The organism is Trichococcus sp. ES5, from assembly GCF_900067165.1.
GTDB classification, from domain to species: domain Bacteria; phylum Bacillota; class Bacilli; order Lactobacillales; family Aerococcaceae; genus Trichococcus; species Trichococcus flocculiformis.
Genome location: NZ_FJND01000001.1, coordinates 271,449 through 288,904, shown reverse-complemented (window position 1 = coordinate 288,904; position 17,456 = coordinate 271,449). Strand labels below are relative to the sequence as shown.

13 protein-coding genes are annotated in these 17,456 nt (G+C 47.8%); 9 read left to right on the top strand and 4 right to left on the bottom strand.

The genetic code is table 11. The features are described from left to right. Positions 1–231: 231 nt before the first annotated feature. Positions 232–726 carry a hypothetical protein gene (locus tag TES5_RS01225; RefSeq protein WP_068558902.1) on the bottom strand — a complete coding sequence of 165 codons (495 nt, stop codon included), beginning with the start codon at positions 724–726 and terminating at the stop codon, positions 232–234. A 187-nt stretch (positions 727–913) separates the two neighbouring features. Here TES5_RS01225 and TES5_RS01220 point away from each other — a divergent pair, with 187 nt between their 5' ends. Further along, positions 914–1,324: a hypothetical protein gene (locus TES5_RS01220; protein WP_086987918.1), complete on the top strand. Its 411-nt coding sequence runs from the start codon at positions 914–916 to the stop codon at positions 1,322–1,324. Positions 1,325–1,569: 245 nt separating this feature from the next. On the opposite strand, the gene TES5_RS01215 is transcribed toward TES5_RS01220, so the two are convergent. Next, positions 1,570–2,787, bottom strand: coding sequence for an HAD family hydrolase (locus TES5_RS01215; RefSeq protein WP_068558900.1), 1,218 nt, complete (start codon positions 2,785–2,787; stop codon positions 1,570–1,572). Between the two features lie 468 nt (positions 2,788–3,255). Between TES5_RS01215 and TES5_RS01210 the strand changes: the two genes are divergently transcribed. Genes TES5_RS01210 through TES5_RS01195 form a run of 4 tightly spaced genes read left to right on the top strand, consistent with a single transcriptional unit; the run spans position 3,256 to position 6,230 of the window. Continuing rightward, positions 3,256–3,978, top strand: a complete 723-nt coding sequence (locus TES5_RS01210) for an amino acid ABC transporter ATP-binding protein (RefSeq protein ID WP_083546362.1) — start codon at positions 3,256–3,258, stop codon at positions 3,976–3,978. Between the two features lie 40 nt (positions 3,979–4,018). Beyond that, positions 4,019–4,852 (top strand): transporter substrate-binding domain-containing protein, encoded by an 834-nt coding sequence (locus tag TES5_RS01205; protein ID WP_068558896.1) that lies wholly within the window; start codon positions 4,019–4,021, stop codon positions 4,850–4,852. Further along, positions 4,852–5,574, top strand: a complete 723-nt coding sequence (locus TES5_RS01200; RefSeq protein WP_068558894.1) for an amino acid ABC transporter permease — start codon at positions 4,852–4,854, stop codon at positions 5,572–5,574. Before TES5_RS01205 ends, TES5_RS01200 begins: the two co-directional genes overlap by 1 nt. Continuing rightward, on the top strand, positions 5,571–6,230 hold the full coding sequence (locus TES5_RS01195; RefSeq protein WP_068558892.1) for an amino acid ABC transporter permease: 660 nt from the start codon (positions 5,571–5,573) through the stop codon (positions 6,228–6,230). The genes TES5_RS01200 and TES5_RS01195 overlap by 4 nt, the downstream gene beginning before the upstream one ends. 704 nt (positions 6,231–6,934) lie before the next feature. On the opposite strand, the gene TES5_RS01190 is transcribed toward TES5_RS01195, so the two are convergent. Together TES5_RS01190 and TES5_RS01185 are read right to left on the bottom strand one after the other, a co-directional pair. Next, complete coding sequence (locus tag TES5_RS01190) at positions 6,935–7,840, bottom strand: nuclease-related domain-containing protein (RefSeq protein ID WP_232309261.1); 906 nt, start codon at positions 7,838–7,840, stop codon at positions 6,935–6,937. 313 nt (positions 7,841–8,153) lie between these two features. After that, positions 8,154–9,041 carry a fructose bisphosphate aldolase gene (locus TES5_RS01185; RefSeq protein ID WP_068558888.1) on the bottom strand — a complete coding sequence of 296 codons (888 nt, stop codon included), beginning with the start codon at positions 9,039–9,041 and terminating at the stop codon, positions 8,154–8,156. 220 nt (positions 9,042–9,261) lie between these two features. Here TES5_RS01185 and TES5_RS01180 point away from each other — a divergent pair, with 220 nt between their 5' ends. From TES5_RS01180 to TES5_RS01165, 4 genes are read left to right on the top strand one after another with little or no spacing between them, the layout of a single operon-like run. Continuing rightward, complete coding sequence (locus tag TES5_RS01180) at positions 9,262–10,779, top strand: TIGR02677 family protein (RefSeq protein WP_072763664.1); 1,518 nt, start codon at positions 9,262–9,264, stop codon at positions 10,777–10,779. Continuing rightward, positions 10,763–11,965 (top strand): TIGR02678 family protein, encoded by a 1,203-nt coding sequence (locus TES5_RS01175; protein WP_068558885.1) that lies wholly within the window; start codon positions 10,763–10,765, stop codon positions 11,963–11,965. The genes TES5_RS01180 and TES5_RS01175 overlap by 17 nt, the downstream gene beginning before the upstream one ends. Then, the gene (locus tag TES5_RS01170) at positions 11,949–16,106 is read left to right on the top strand and encodes a TIGR02680 family protein (RefSeq protein ID WP_198143276.1); all 4,158 of its coding nucleotides are present in this window, start codon (positions 11,949–11,951) and stop codon (positions 16,104–16,106) included. Before TES5_RS01175 ends, TES5_RS01170 begins: the two co-directional genes overlap by 17 nt. Beyond that, a complete protein-coding gene (locus TES5_RS01165) occupies positions 16,066–17,388 on the top strand; it encodes a DUF2399 domain-containing protein (protein WP_232309259.1) in 1,323 nt (440 codons plus the stop codon). The genes TES5_RS01170 and TES5_RS01165 overlap by 41 nt, the downstream gene beginning before the upstream one ends. The last annotated feature ends 68 nt before the right edge of the window (positions 17,389–17,456 follow it).

Here is a 17,456-nt window from a genome sequence, read left to right as displayed (position 1 = left end):
AGCTCCGGCCAAGCTAACGCTTGCTGGAGAAGCTGAAACTATTTCATTCCCAGCTTCGGCGAACATCGGCTTGCCGGAGCTGGGGCTCTGATTCTGTGCGCTTCTCCGGCCAGACCAGCCTTCGCCGGAGAAGGAGTATCCCGATCGCATCCTGTGCTCCGGTCCCAGCCTGCTCAATAACACAAAACAAACAAGGGGATCCCTCAAATGAGAGAGCCCCTTGTTTTTACTTCATTCAAACTGGACAAAAATGTCCAGATCATAAGGTGTATAAGCGGTTTCGACTGTTTTTGAATCATCCGAATAGGCTTTGTAGCGTCCTCCTGTAACATAGACGAATGCGGTGAAATCATTTTTCCCATAATAAGGGTTTATTTCGTTCCACTGTTCTGCAGGAAGTTTTCCCAAGGACATGCCTTCAATCATCAGATTGCCGTCTTTGATGGCAACATTCACCGTTGTGACTTGTTCGTATTCATAGATCCGCCGCTTAGTCCGAGCAATTGCTTCATCATCAAGACTTCCGAACGATTTGCAGAACGGATCTTCCTGAATGATGCGCTCTGCAACTTTTTGGATAAGACTATTTTCCGCGAATAATGCGCTACCTTTCCAGCGTGTCTGGAATAGTATTCGGCCGACGCCGTTATTTCCTTGTTCTGAAGCATCGGAAACAGGCTGAACCTTTTCTTTGGGTCCTTTTTTGAAAAAATCTAGTATACCCATGATACACCTCCGTTTGTTTATAACGTTTCCTTCTATTGTATCACAGAGTTTTCTCGCTCCGCTCATTTTCAACTATTCTTAACCTTTAATAAGGATGTGCTGTGCTATAATGGGACAATAGCGCTTGTTCCTGCAGCTTTTTTTCGGCTCTAGGAGTAGGCAGACGAAGAAGTAAGGGGATATCTGATTGGAAAAATTGAAAAGAAAACTGATGACTTTCATGCGCGGCAGATACGGTGCCGATCAGCTTTACAACGCATTGATCATTTCCGGTATGGTGCTGTACTTTTTGGGTGCAATGACGGACTTGGGTGTGTTGGTTATAGTGGCGCAACTCCTGATTTTCTGGGCGCTGTTCCGAGTCTATTCGAAACAAATCTATAAACGCGCGGAGGAAAATCGCAAATTCCTAAAGTGGTGGCAGCCGAACCAGAAAAAGCTTAAACTATTTTTCAGAAGATTCAAGGAAATCAAGGTGGCCCGTTTCCGCAAGTGCCCGAATTGCAAAACGACTTTGCGTTTGCCTGTCAAGCGCGGCAAGAAGACAGTGAAATGTCCGACCTGCCATCAAAAATTCGAATCCCGTATCATTTTATAATCAAAAGAGGTGGGTATCCTGATCGAGGATACCCCTCTTTATTGTGGTTTGACTTTGGTGCGGCTGCGGGATGTCCGATAACCGCGAAGAATCGGACAAGCAGCAAGCGTTCGGTCGTCTCAATGTCCGATAACCACGAAGAATCGGACAAGTAGCAAACAAGCATACCGGCCAATACGAAAAAGCACAAAACACTCAAAAAAGAAGCCCCGCACATGTTCAATTGTGCGGAGGTTTCTTTTTGTCTATGCTTCGTGGATCAGTACTTCTTCCTCAGTTCCCAAAAGGATTGTCTTTTCGGAAGGGCGCAGGCTGCCTTTGTTTTCGTCGCGTCCCTGCAGAACGATGCGCGGATTTTCGTCCTCAATTGTGCGGAAAGCTTCTCGAGCCAATTTTTGGGTGTCATCGTTCATGTAACGGTTGAAGAGAACGCAGAGTTTGGTGTCCTTCAGTTCCATCATCATATCGTAGTCGCCGGTGCTGTCTCCGAAGAGCATCAGCGGTTGTTTTTCGTTGTGCTTCGGCATCAGCTGTTCTGTGATGACGGCTGTTTTACCGGGACCTTTCGTAATATTTTTGCCTGGTTGCATGCTTGGCTGGATCAGGCCGTTTTCATCCTTGTTGTAATACATGCCGATGACGTGTTCGTTGTCCAATCCGTAACCGAAGTCCGGATGCGTTGCGGCGACTTGGACGACATCTACAGGTGAAGCCGAAATGACATAGACGACGATGCCGTTTGCCTGCAGAACATGATAGAGTTCCTTCAACTCATTCGGGAAGGCTAAACCAGTATCGTAATGGGATACGATGACGCCGGCTTTGCTCGTCAAATCAGCCGGGCTCGTCAAGGTCACGCGTTCGAATTTTCCGTACTGCAACCAATAAGAAATCGATTGGTAAGCCAATTGGCGTAACTCTTCGCTGCTGCGTTGCGCAAAAAGGTAAGTCATCCAAGGATAGCCGGCTTTTCTTTTGAAGTCACCGTTGATGACCGTGTAGAACAAACGAATTTTTGCGGCGAAGTCTTCATAATAAGAAGACTTTTTTGCTTCTTCCAACGAGAGGGTCCCGCCTTGCATAAAACCTTCATATTGCTTGTACAACCAAGCATAGGCTACTTTGATATCGTCAGCGATATTGCCGATCGTAGCAAGCGGATTGGTCTTATCGAGGAGCGTGTCCACTGTTGCGCCGACATTCTCGAGGCCATCCGTCAAAATCGCATGGAACTGATCAGGCGTCAAACGGTAATCCAAATGCAGCAACATATAAAGCATCAAAGTATCTTCTATGTCCATGATGGCGGAAGTGTTGTCGAAATCAAAGACAACATAAGGAGGGGCAGCCGGATCGAATGAACTGCTTTGGTTCCCGTAGGCAGCGATGACAGCATTCAGCGCTTGGTGTGTATGTGGTGCCCAGTTTTTGGAAGAAAGAATTTTATTATGTTTTTCTGGCAAAGTAAGTACCCCTTTATCATGGAATTTTCATACGCAGTCATTTTATCAAAAAACGGCTGAAAGATATACTGAAATGTGCTCCTTTAGTTCAATCAAACAAGAACATTGAAATGAAATGAGAATTATCGATAAGTTTCTATGTCGGTTATTTATTTTAAATGAAGCTTTTTGCCTCAGGATGCTACATTAAAACAGAAAGATTTATATAAAAGCGAGAATCGTGGAAGGCTTTCTCATAAAACAGGCATAGAATAGGCGGTTTTTAACAATTAAGTAAGAATACGGGAAATTCATGTTAGAAAATCTAACATTATCGCGGAAGAATTTAATTGATTTTTAATCATGCTTTCATTATAATTTTGCTTAACGGTATAAATATAAGAAGAGGTCCTTTCTTGACAAGGATCCAATCCATGCTCTTGAAATTAAAGTAGCGTGATGGCGAGCATAAAAGGGGTTGAGGCAAAATTGATTAAGTTAGAGCACGTAAACAAGTATTTCGGCGCCAACCATGTGTTGAAGGATATCAACCTTGAAGTTGCCGAAGGGGAAAAAGTGGTTATTATCGGGCCTTCCGGTTCAGGTAAAAGTACGACAGTCCGTTGTATGAATTTCCTCGAAGAGCCTACAGACGGAAAAGTTTTTATAGACGGCACAGAAGTCACACCTAAGAACAAGTTGGACATTGTCCGTCAGTCCTCTGCAATGGTTTTTCAACAATTTAATTTGTATCCGCATATGACCGTGTTAGGCAACCTGACAATCGGCCCTATGAAGCTGCAAGGGAAAACCAAAAAAGAAGCGGAAGAGATGGCTTACGAATATTTGGATATCGTCGGATTGCGAGAAAAGGCGAACGTCTATCCTTCAACACTCTCAGGCGGACAACAACAAAGAGTAGCAATCGCAAGAGCACTTTGTTCACAGCGAAAGATCATTCTTTTTGATGAACCCACTTCGGCATTGGACCCTGAAACGGTTCAGGAAGTATTGGATGTCATGATAAAACTTTCCAGCATGAACATCACGATGGTTGTGGTGACGCACGAAATGGGTTTTGCGAGACAAGTTGCCGATCGGGTAATCTTCATGGCTGACGGCATGATTGTTGAAGAAGGCACTCCGGAGCACTTTTTCGACAATCCGACAAACGAGCGGACGAAAGCCTTCTTGGGTAAAATTTTAAGATAACCGATCTTTTCGGAATACAATATTATAGGAGGAATTGGGTATGAAAAAGAAAAATCTATGGGTTTCATTATGTTTATCGGCTGCATTGTTCTTGGGTGCTTGCGGTAGTGATGCTACGGATACAGCAGATTCTGCGGCTGGTTCCGCAACAGATGCTTCCGGTCAAGTGACCGCAGAAACAATCAAAGAAGCAGGCGTATTGAAAGTCGGCGTTAAAGAAGATGTGCCGAATTTTGGATTAAGAAACACTGAAACAAACGAAATCGAAGGTTTTGAAATCGACATCGCAAAAAAAATCGCTGAAGAAATTCTGGGCGATGCTGAAGCGATTGAATTGGTTCCGGTAACTGCAAAAACGCGTGGTCCATTATTGGATAACGGCGAAGTGGATATGGTCATCGCAACATTCACAGTTACAGAAGAACGTAAAGAAACGTATAACTTCTCTGATGCTTATTATGTGGATGCAGTCGGCCTGTTGGTTAAGAAAGACAAAGGCTACACTGGATTGGCTGACATGGACGGCGCTACAATCGGGGTTGCCCAAAGCTCAACAACTGCTGATGCAATCAGCGCTGAAGCTGAGCAATACGGCATTTCCTTGAGCTACTCAGAATATGCTACTTATCCAGAAATCAAAGCTGCTTTGGATTCCGGCCGTGTGGATGCATTCAGCGTGGACAGATCCATCTTGGCTGGCTACTTGGATGATTCAACTCAAATCCTGAAAGACCGCTTCGCTACACAAGATTACGGTGTTGCGATCAAGAAATCAAACACAGAATTGGCAACGACTGTTAATGACTTAATCACTGCATGGGGAGAAGACGGCACCCTTGATGCAATGATTACTGAGTGGGGATTGGGCGAGTAATGAGAAGTACCAATCCATTCGCTCTCTGGCGTTGGGAAAGCCTTCTTGAAAACAGCAGCGACATTGGAGCCGGATTTATCCGGACACTCCAAGTCGCTGTGTTGGCGTTGTTGCTGGCTTTGGTCATCGGGGTTGTCGTGGGGACCATGTCCACGGCAAAAGGCCGATTGCCTCGTGCTGTTGCCAGAATATACGTGGAAATGTTTCAGAATATCCCGTTGGTTATCCAAATCTTCTTCATGTACAACGGGCTTGCGATGGCAGGCTTGGTGCTGAGCGAATTTACGATCGGGGTAGTCGGTGTAGGGATGTATCACGGTGCCTACATCGCTGAAGTCGTTCGTGCAGGTATCCTCGCTGTTCCGAAAGGCCAAGAAGAGGCAGCTTACTCAGAGGGCTTCAACTATATCCAAACAATGCGTTACGTCATCTTGCCGCAGATGGTCAAAATCATTTTGCCGCCTTTGACCAACCAAGCCGTCAACTTGATCAAAAATACTTCCGTGTTGGCGATCATCGCCGGAGCGGACCTGATGTATGTAGCCGATTCTTATGCTTCCTACAGTTTGAACTACGGACCTGCCTACGCAGTTGCCGGATTGCTTTACTTCTTGCTTTGTTTCCCGCTTGCAACATTTGCGCGGAAATACGAGCAAAAACTGAAAGACAATGATACGGTTGTCGTCAACGTTGGCGTGGATATTCCGGAGGTGATGGAATGATGGAATCGATCAGAACAGTCTTCACACCATCGAATGTGTCGTTCATGATGGAAGGATTGAAACTGGCATTGCTGATTTCTATCGGCGTCGTCATCTTTTCGATACTCTTCGGTACGGTATTGGGTCTGTTGCGTAATTATGAGAAAAAAGTACTCGGTAAGCTAGCCGGTGCCTACATAGAGCTTTTCCGTAATACACCTTTACTTTTGTGGATGCTTTCGTGTTCTTTCTTGATACCTGGCAGCACAATAACCTTGAAAGGGTCTTTTGCCTTGTTCCTGTACACATCGGCCGTTGTAGCCGAAATCGTGCGCGGAGGATTGAATTCGATACCGAAAGGGCAATTCGAAGCTGCCCATTCTCAAGGTTTTTCCTTCATGCAGTCTTTGTGGTACATCGTTTTGCCGCAAGCATTCAAGAAGATTGTCCCTTCACTGCTGTCGCAAGTGATTACTACCATCAAGGATACTTCTTTCTTGGCCGGTCTGGGGATCATGGAATTCACAAGAAGTGGGCAAGTTATCCTCGGAAAAGTGACGAAAACACAGGAAGTGTTCATGATTTATGCCTTTCTGGCGTTGGTGTATTTCATCATCTGTTTCACGCTTTCGGCAGTCGTCCGAAGCTGGCACAAGCGCAATGCGCAGAATGCTTAAAATTTGAAAAGCTCCCGAATTACAGCGATGTATTATGCTGTAATTCGGGAGCTTTTTGTTTGATTGAAAAAGTTCTGTACAGGTGGTTTCCTTTGGGCTGTCGGATAACCACGAAGAATCCGACAACCGGAGAGCAAACATTCTGTGATTTGTCGGATAACCCGGAAGAATCCGACAACCTGAGAGCAAACGTTCTGTGAGTTGTCGGATAATCGCAAAGAATCCGACAACCGGAGAGTAAACGTCGTGCTGGTTGTCGGATAACCCGGAAGAATCCGACAACCGGAGAGTAAACGTCGTGCTGGTTGTCGGATAACCCGGAAGAATCCGACAACCGGAGAGTAAACGCTCTGTGAGTTGTCGGATAACCACAAAGAATCCGACAACCTGAGAGCAAACGCTCTGTGATTTGGCGGGTAACCACGAAGAATCCGACAACCGGAGAGTAAACGTTTTGTGAGTTGTCGGATAACCCGGAAGAATCCGACAACCGGAGAGCAAACGTTCTGTGAGTTGTCGGATAACCCGGAAAAATCCGACAACCGGAGAGTAAACGTTTTGTGAGTTGTCGGATAATCGCAAAGAATCCGACAACCGGAATACTAACGCTCTATGTGATGTCGGATAAAGTATGGCATTTGAGTAGTTTTTAATTCTAAAAAAGTTTCAGTTGTAAACTGAAGAAACCCACGCCTGGATTTGTTTCAAATGTAGTATCGACCGCGATTTTTGCCTATCATTCGATAATTTTTCTTGAGAACTCTATACACGCGCATGTCGTTGCCGCAACCACACCAATCCATCATACGGCGGGATGTCAATTTAATTTCCGGGAACAGTGTGTGAAAGTCCTCGATGCTTGATCGTATGGCCTTATTGACGTTAATTTTGTTTCCGCATTTGGTACAAACTTGGGAATATCCGCTAAATTTCTCCGCTAAAGTTCCGCATTCTGGGCACGTGATGCCTTTTTTTAAATCTGAATAAGTATATTGCGTCTTTTTTCTTGGATAGCTGGAATCATGGAGATTCATCAGTGTTTCAGCCAATTTTATTTGCTCGGCATTCAGCTCAGGGGCTGCCTGGATGTTACGAAAATGACCAGGAATCTGGCTAGGAAGTATAAAATTGGAGTCATTTGGCGTCCCCAACAGTGTGAATTCCGGATTGACAAAGATGACATAGGCGTCAACCTTTAACGAATATCCTTTTTCCTGGAGTAAAAGTTCCAGACGTACTTTCGTTTTCTGCAGCTGCAAGGATGGATTCTCCAACTCTGTTCCGGTTGTTTTTGTGAATTTCTCCGCTCCCCATTTATAGATGCCTTCAAAATTCTTGATTTCATACAGGATAAGCAGATTGGTGCGAATCATTAGAGCATCTACTTGGAAAGGAGCACGCCTTATTTCTAACTGAAGATCATTCAAAAAGAAATGATCTAATTTGAATTGCTTGGTGTACGCATCAAATACGAGCTCCCCTTCGAAACCCTTTTTCAGATTGAGGAAATAATAGTAATCATCTCTTGATATTTTCGTGCGAGTAAGTAATATTTCTAAAATTCGTAGATGCTCGGGTTTAATCCGTTCTTTGTACGCGATAACAATCACCTCAATTATTATTAGTACTACTATAGTGACTATACGCAAGAACGTGCGAATGAATTTATTGTAAACAGTTTCTATTCCGGTTGCCGGATAACCCGGAAGAATCCGAGAACCGGAGAGCAAACATTCTGTGACTTGCCGGATAACCCGGAAGAATCCGACAACCTGAGAGTAAGCATTCTGTGATTTGTCGGGTAACCACGAAGAATCCGACAACCGGAGAGCAAACGTTGCGCAAGTTGTCGGATAAGCAAGAATTATTCAGTTTTTCAATCTACCGGAAGGCACAAAAAGGCATTTATCTTTGCATAACCCATCAAACAATCGACGCGTCGTAGATGGATTGGATCGATTCGGCCAAGGTGTTCCGGAATTCATCCTCGGTCAGACCGGCGCTCAGACCTTCGGACAACGCCCGCGAGAAGCTCGCGATCAATCCGGGATTGTGGGTCAATTTTTCGTTGGCTTCTTCACGCGAATAGCCGCCTGATAGTGCCACGACCCGCACGACTTGCGGATGAGCGATCAGTTCTTTGTAGAAATCATCGACGCTCGGAATCGAGAGTTTCAGCATCACAAATTGGTTCGGATTCAACGTATCCAGCGCCAACAACAATTCTTCCTTGAGGATCGTTTCCGATTCAGCTTTGTCTGCACTATGGATGTCGACTTCCGGTTCGATGATCGGGATCAGTCCCGCAGCAATGATCTGCTTGCCGACTTCGAATTGCTGGGCGACGACTTTTTTGATGCCTTCACGATTGGCAGATTTGATGACGGAACGCATTTTTGTGCCGAAGATGTGGCGCTCGTTTGCGTGCGCAAGCAGGGTGTCCAGATCGGGATTCGGTTTCATCAACTGGACGCCATCAGCTTCCGCATCAAGCCCTTTATCGACTTTCAGGAAGGGTACGATGCGTTTCTTTTCCCATAGGTAGTCGGCCGTATAGAGGTCATCGATTTTGCGGTCCATCGTTTGTTCGAACAGGATGGCTCCCAAGATGTGTTCCGAACTGAAAGCCGGCGAGGTGACGATGCGCGAGCGCATCTCATGGACTAGGGTGAACATCTCTTCTTCGCCGTTATAGCTATCTTCCGAAATACCGTACAACGCCAGTGCCTTGGGCGTGCTGCCGCCACTTTGGTCCAACGCCGCAATGAAACCTTTGCGATTTTTCATGATATCGAATTGTTCTTTGTTCATGATACAAACTCCTTCGATTTTCAGATTTCCGAAATCCGAATCCGGCCCTGCTTTTTCGTGGAATCAGGATTTCTAAGGTCAGTATAGCACTAGTTCATTCTCCAGGAAAAAATTTGGAACTATTGTGATAAAATGGATGTATCGCTATATTTTGATGTGGGAACAACGAACTACGGATATTAATATGGGAAGCTTTTTACATATAATTCATGATCAAGGAGTGAGTATTCTGGCCGACGCAATCGAGTACAGTAAAATAAATGAAGCAAGCTATCTCTCAGCAGACAATTTCCAGCGCTACCGCACCATCATGCACTTTTTCTATCAGCAACATCGGAAGATGAACGATTTGCTGTACCGGGGAGATGTGCTGGAGTACATGCAGAGTCTGGATGGATTTGCGGGCTATTCCGAAAAAGAATTGGACCAGGATCTGACCAGCCTGGTGGGATGGGAAAACCTGGAGACGCGTCAGGAAATGAGCGAACCCAAGAGCATAGCGGAATACAAAAATAAACATTTCCGCTACCAGATTTCCGAAACCAGCATCGCGATCGAAGAGATGCTGGAGAAATTGAGCGGCAAGATCGGCCACAGCAGAGGGGCCTTGGATAAGAATACTTTTGAAAGGTTTCTGTCAGCCATCAGGGAGTTGGATCAACAATCCGACGAGAAGGAACTGTTCAATATTTGGCAGGACACCGTCACGCATTTTACGAGCATCAAAACCAATACATCCGACTACATCGGCTATCTGAACAGCGAACGGACGGAAAGCCAGATGCAGACGGAGGCGTTCCTGGTATTCAAAGACCAGTTCGTTTTTTATCTGCGGGACTTCATTGTTACGATGCAGAACACTTCCTATCAGATCCAGCACGCTTTGCAGGGAGTATCCAAGGAAAAACTGTTGCTCGTCGCCAGATGCGTCATCAACCATGAAAAAGAGATTCCCCGCTTTGATGAAACGGTTCTGGATGAGGGGAAACTGACGGGGGAGCTATTTGGGATTTGGGACACGATGCTTGCTTGGTTCATCGATGGGCAAGGGAAGTCCAGTGAGTACAGTTCCTTGATGAAACAGACCAATCAGGCCATCAGCAAAATCACCCGGATGATCCAACGTTTCAGCGACCGCATGCAACAGCATCAGAGCCGGAAAAAGGACTATATCCACTTGGCTGAGTGGTTCCTGCACTGTCGGTCCGTTGAGGAAGCGCATCAGCTTTCCTCGCAGGTATTCGGTGCCTTTCACACGCAGCACTATTATGTGAAGCCTTTCGAAACCAGCAACAAATTTGCGGACATCTGGGATATTCCGGCGACCGTCCATGAGACGATTCCGCATATCAGGGAGTATCGGGAACGGACAAGCGCGACGGCCTTCTCGCGAAATACCCAGGCGAAGAAGGAAGCCGTAGCGGCCCATCTGCAGCAACGGCAAGAACTCGAAAAATCCCTGCAGCATTATATCCAGAACGGAAAGATCGATTTGATTGAACATCCCTTTATGGATGCATCGATCCGGAAATTGTTGTTGAAATGGCTGAGCCTGTCTTTCCAGAATGAAGAGCGGACCATCGCAACCGAATTCGGCCAAGTATTTGCGATCAAAGTGGACAGGAGCATAAAAGTCAGGTTGGAATCCGAAGACGGCTTTTTGGAGATGCCGAATGTCGTCTATGTGCTGATTGACAAGGAAAATACAGGAGGTGACAGGAATGCCGGCAAGCAATGAGGAAATCCGAGAAGGACTCAGTATCCTTTTTGAAAATTTTTGGATCATACGGGAAACCGATAAGGACGTCTACCATCAGCTTTTGCGCATCGAGAACGACCTGAAGCGCGTCACCCAGAGAATATTCGGGCTGCGCTTGATTGTGCATGCTAAATTCATCAAGTTGGAAAAAATCCCATTTGAATCCCAGGATTGGATGGGCATCACGACTTTCAACGAGCCGATGGATTATGCCCTGTTTGCCTGCGCGATGGCCTATACGGAGGATAAAAGCGAAGGCGAAGCGTTTCTGATCAATGAACTCGTTGATGAACTGGACCTGTTTTATCCTGAACGGGACCTCCTGGACTGGACCAATTTCAACCACCGAAAAAGCCTAGTGCGCGTCCTGAACGTGATGACTGACATGCAATTGATCGATACGATCGAGGGGAAGACCGATGATTTCGCGACCTCCGAGTCCAATGAAGTCCTCTACAAAGTCAGCCCCTACAGCAAATATTTCATGCGTTCCTATCCAGAGGACATCACCCAATTCCAGGATTGGCGGGAATTGATGCAGATGGAACGGGAGCGGGCCGACGAGGAGACGAGCACGGTCGCTTTCAGGCGGCTGATGATGGAACCGGCGATCCTCCGAACCGAAGAGAACGACAGGCTGTTCTATTACCTGCGTAATCAGCAACAGTACATCAGTGCTTTTTTTGAAAAAAATACGCCGTACACCTTCGAGTTGACGAAAGATGTGGCGATGCTGACGCTTGAGGAACGCCTGAAGCAACAGACCTATTTCCCGATGCTGAAATCCGCCGACGAGAGCCTGCTGCAGCTGGCGGAAATGATCCGGGAATCGGATTACGCCCCTGACGCTTATGGGTGCATCCATTTATCGAAAAATCAATGGCTGGCTCTGATCGGTCAGCATGCCACCCAGAACAGGAAGGGCTGGTCGAAGGAATACCGCGAGAGCGTTGATAAGAAATTGGCCAGATTGATACTGGAGAATGGCATCAAGTGGCGTTTCTTTGCAGAAGATGGAGACGGAAACGTCACGATCCTCCCGACATTTGCGCGCAATACAGGCAAGTACCCGCAGGATTTTCTTCAGAAATTGTTGGAGGAAGATGATATGCCTGAGGAAGAATTTGATGGAGATGAGGGAGACAGCAGTGAACAAAACGAATAAATGGGTAATGAACAGAGCCGGCATCGTCAATTTCTGGTACTATGATGAACAATATTTTGAGTTCGCTGATGGGAAAATGTTGTTGCGCGGCTCCAACGGATCGGGTAAATCGGTGACGATGCAGAGTCTGCTGCCTACCTTGTTGGACGGCAAAACGGACCCGACTCGGCTGGATTCTTTCGGAAGCCGCGCCAGAAAGATGGAAGATTATCTTTTGGGTGAGGAGCAGGTGTCGAAGATTCAGGAACGGACGGGTTATCTCTTCCTGGAATTCAAACGGAAAGAACAGGATTCCTATCTGACGGTCGGCATCGGACTGCAGGCCAAACGGGGAGGCTCGTTGGGGAAATGGTACTTCGGAATCACGGACGGCAGGCGAATAGGCATGGACTTCAGCCTGTTTGAGGAGCTGAAAAGGGAGCAGCTGCAGCCTCTGTCCAAACGGCAATTGATCAACCGGATTGCCGAGGGCGGAAAAGTGATGAATTCCCAGAAGGATTACCAGGAATTCGTGAACGAACGCATCTTTGGGTTCGACAGTCTCGGGAAATTCGAGGACTGCATCAAATTGCTGATGGAATTGCGCAGTCCGAAATTATCCAGGGAATTCACCCCGACAGCGATCTACAACATTTTGACGAATTCACTGCCGGCACTGAAGGAAGACGATCTCCAGCCGGTTTCACGGACACTGGAACAGATCGATGCCAGCCGCGAAAGGCTCGGCCAGTTCGAACGCGAAGCCAAAGCAGTAGGCAAAATCCAGAAGAGTTACGAGAGCATGTATGAAGAGAAACTGAGGCAGTTGGCGAACCGTTGGCTGGAGAACGACCAAATGACGAAGCAGAAACAAGCCAAAATAGATGCCGATGCAGCAAAACAAAAGGAGCTCAGCGGCCTTTTGGATGCGCTCCAGAAGGAACAGGCGGAGCTGGAACTGAATCTTTCGCTCTGGCGGAAGGAACAAGATGAGCTGAAGCAGAATGAAGCCTATCAGCTGATCGAGAAAGGGACCCAACTCAAGAACGATCTGGAAAGCAGCAAGACTGCTTTGCAAAGGTACAGTGATAAGGTGAACAAAAAAGAAACGCAGGTTGCCGAAACCCGCAATAAGTTGGAAGGTCACATAAGAGATCTGGAACGGGCCGAAAAGGAATTGGCCGCTTTGGCCGACGAAATGGCGGAACATGCAGAGGGATCCGGCTATTTTGCGGAACATGAACAGCATCTGGCCGACTTTGAAAGAAAGAGCGGGGAACATTCCTTTGATTATTGGAAATCAAAAAACCGTGAATATCGGAATCACCTGCGCGACATGGTCTCCTTGTTCAAGGACCTGAATGCAGCGGTGATCGTTCAGAAGCGCATCGACAAAGAATTGGGAGACATAGCCGAAAAATTGGAGGCAGATCGGAAGAATCAGCGCCACTGGCAGGGCATCTTTACGGATGAAAAGGAAAAATTGGTCAGCGATTTCAGTCACTGGCAAAGCCAAGCCCATTTTATCGTTCCGCCAACCGAATATAGCGAGGTGCTGCGGAGACTGGAAGGCCTTTATGCGAGAACGATCCGGTTTGCGCTGGTCACTGAGCCAATCTACACGGCCGCCAACAATGAGAAACAGCGCATCAGCAACGAGTTGCTGCCGATCAGGAGCCGGATGGACTGGATCCAGAGCACTATCGAAGAATACGAAACAGAAATGCGCGCCTGGAAGGCTGAGAAGGATCCGGTTCCGGAACGCAGCGGGGCCAGCCAAGTGTATCGCGATCAATTGGCGCAAGATGGCATTGCGGCTGAACCTTTCTATTCCTGTATCGATTTCAGGGCCGATTTGGCCGATGAAAAACGCAATGCCATCGAGAGCGCGTTGATGGAGACTGGCTTTCTGGATGCATTGCTTTCCGAAGGGCGGCTGGAGTTGGAAGGCGACAGGCAATTGTTGCCGAATCCGCAGTTCTTCAAACATACTTTGGCCGATTACCTTGTACCTGACAGCGGCGAGCGCAGCGTGGATGCTGGCTATGTGCAGGACATCCTCCAATCGATTGAAGTGATCGATGGCGACGAAGCCGACTCCGCGGCTCCGGTCATCTCGGAAGACGGCAGCTACCGCTTGTTTTCGTTGAGGGGGAAAGCGGATGCGACCTATCAGGCCAGCTACATCGGCAAAGCCAGCCGGGAACGCTACCGGATCGAAAAGATCCGATCGTTGGAGGAAGAAATCGCGCGGTTGCAGGCAGAACTGCAATCGGCAGCAGAAGCGGAGAACGGGTTGCTGGCTGCCATTGATGCGGTCGAGGATGATCTGACGTGTCTTCCTGTCGACAAGGAACTTGCCTTCGCCAACCAGAACATCCTGGAGATGGAGCGGGAAATCGACCGCGGCGAAAGAGATTTGGCCCGGAAACAAAGCGATTTGCAGGAAATCAAAAATCAGGCGGACAACTTAAGGCTTAGGCTGCATCAAACGGCTAGAGGCAACACGATCGGTTTTACTTTGGCTGACTATGAAGAGGCGGAAAAGTGCCAAGAAGATTATCAGGCTGCTTTCCACGACTGGACGGACAAAGCATCCGATCGAAAACACATTGCCGTCAACCGGGCAGGAGCCGAAGAATTGCTGAGCGTGCAACGCGAAGAGCTGCAGGAAGTGCTGGAAGAATACGATGAGGAAGTAGCCAAACAGCATACGCTCGAACGGCAATTGGCCTCGAATTTGGAACTGCAGAAAATCAACAATGTCGCCGAAATCACCGAGCGGATCGAATCCTGCATCCGGAACATTCGGAAGGGGGGGACCCGCAAGGATTCTATCCAAGATGAGCGAATTGAACACAACAACCGGCTCACGATCATCAGTCTGAACCTGAAGCAACTCGAGGAACAGATCCGCTTCGAAAAGCCCTACACACAACTATGGCGGGATACCTTTGCGAAGGAAGTCGCCAGATACGGTAAAGGTGGGGATAAGTCTTTGACTGTTGTGGCCGAGGACTACCTAAGGAATTGGACCAATCAGGAGAACCGTTTGACGCAATTGGAAGGGAACCTGGACGCGGTGCATCGAGAAGCGGAGTCGGACCTGATCGACTACCGGCCCAAAATCATCCAGGACCAGATTATTGCTGCTCCGGCCTGGTTCAACGAATTCGAGGCCCCGGAATTCCGCGATAAAATGGAGCTTTGGCGTCACGCAAACCAAATCAGGATCTACCAAGTGAACTCGGAGGGGGCCTGGAGAAGCCCGGATGATCTGAAAAAGCGCCTGGAGGACCAGATCGAACAAGCCAAATTGGTGCTACGCAGAAGCGACGAAGAACTTTTTGAACAGATCATTTTCCATTCGATCGGGAATGTGCTGCGCACGCTGATCGGCAATGCCCAAAAATGGGTTTCCAAGATGAACGACATCCTCGAGCACCAAGATAATTCTTCCGGGCTGACGCTTTCGATCAGATGGAAACCGAAGGCTGCGGAAAGCGATGACGGATTATCGACGGCTCGTCTGGTGGAGCTGTTGCGCAAGGATAGAAATATTCTCAAACCGAGTGACACGGAAGCAATCAAACAGCATTTCCAGAATCGCATCGAGCAGGCTAAGCTGATGCGCGATGAATCGAACGGCGAAGACAGCCTTTATCAAGTGCTTCAGGAAGTGCTTGATTACCGGAAATGGTTCAGTTTCGAGCTGTGGCATCACCGCAAAAATGAAGTCATGAAGGAACTTTCCAACAACAAGTTCAATCAGTTCAGTGGGGGCGAAAAAGCGATTGCGATGTATCTGCCGCTGTTCACCGCCATGTATTCCCGGTATCAGGACGCCGGCAAGGACGCCCCGTACATCATCACGCTGGATGAGGCTTTTGCCGGCATTGATGATCTGAATATCGCCGAACTGTTCAAGGCCACGGAACAACTGGAGTTCAACTATATGATGAATTCCCAGGCGCTGTACGGGGAATATCAAACGGTCTCTAGCCTGAACACATACGAACTGATCCGGCCCAAGAATGCGCCGACCGTTTCGACAATCCAGTACCATTGGGACGGGAAAGTGAAAACGTTGCTGCTGCCAGATGAAGGTGATCTTTTTGAAAATGTCGGTCCGGAAAGTGCTGGGGGTGGCCAAGCTGGATGAGAATCTGAAAGAAGAAGCCATCCGCTACTTTGCGGGCAAACCGGTGATGGTCATCTGCATCAAACAGATCCATAAGAAATACGAGAGCTTCGGGCGCTTCACCGGCACGATCAGCAAGTCGCTTTTCAAAAAAGTCGATGCTGAGCCGTTGCTGATGTTCATGGGCATAGCGCAGTGGGAATGGGAGAAAAGCAAAAGCATCAAAATCAGCGATTTCAAGCGCAATTACGAGGAGAGTAAATTCGAGCCGATCCCTTTCGAGCTGGTTGTGGAGAGCATAAACGGGAGGCAACTCAGAACTAAACAGGAACTGGCGGATGATGCCGAGGCAGAATATGCTGCATTCCTGGCGGAGATCGATGGGATTGATCCACTGTTCAGGGATGTCTTCGGCCACAACCGCAACGCCGTTTATTCGGGCTGGTTCCTGAAGGAGCCGGTTGCTTGCTTGGCTGCCTTCAGGAACGTTGCGGAGGCTCTGCACAATCTTCCGCAGGAGTATACGAAATTGCCTGTCTTCGCGCACCGCATCACCGGCAATCCGCATTCTTTTGACTCAAACGGCTTGACCGGACAGTTGCTTTTCATGATGCTGTATCATCAGTATGCCGAAGCTGACTCAGCTCAAGCGATGAACGGCCTCTTGTCAAAAGCGGAACTGGAAAATGAAATCTATGGACTGTTCAAGATCATCAAGGACGACATCATGAATTTCACCGCCGTGAACGGGCTGGTCGCCTTTCGCGGAGAGGAGCCTGTCGCTATGTGGCAGGATGCCTGCCTGGATCGGATACCGTGGAATGTGCCCGTTCGACAGCTTTTGGGCATCTCGCGGATCCGGCCTTGTAAAGGCAACCAGATTTTCCTGATCGAAAATTCAGGCGTGTATTCCATCTTGCTGGATGCTTTCCCGGACTGTCCGATGATCTGTACGAACGGACAGTTCCGCTATGCTGTCTGGCTGCTATTGGAACGTATTCCGGATGACGGAATCAGCTTGTACTATTCCGGCGATTTCGATCCAGAAGGCTTGCTGATGGCGGATACGCTGAAAAGACGGTACGGTGAAAAACTCCAGTTGCTCGGGATGACCATCGACCACTATTCGGCCTCAAAACCGGCAGCGGAAATCGATGAGAAACGGATGCAGAAGCTGAAACGGATCCAATCCGGGGAACTACGCGGTCTGGCGGATCTGATGGCCGAAAAGAAATTCGCCGGTTATCAGGAAGGGATTTTGGAGGAGTTGCTGGATGAAATCAGGCTTCTTCGCGAAGATTAATAATGATGTTTTGTGAGCTGCAAGGAAGCTTGTTCACAATGTGTAACGCGTAAAGTTCATGTTGAAAC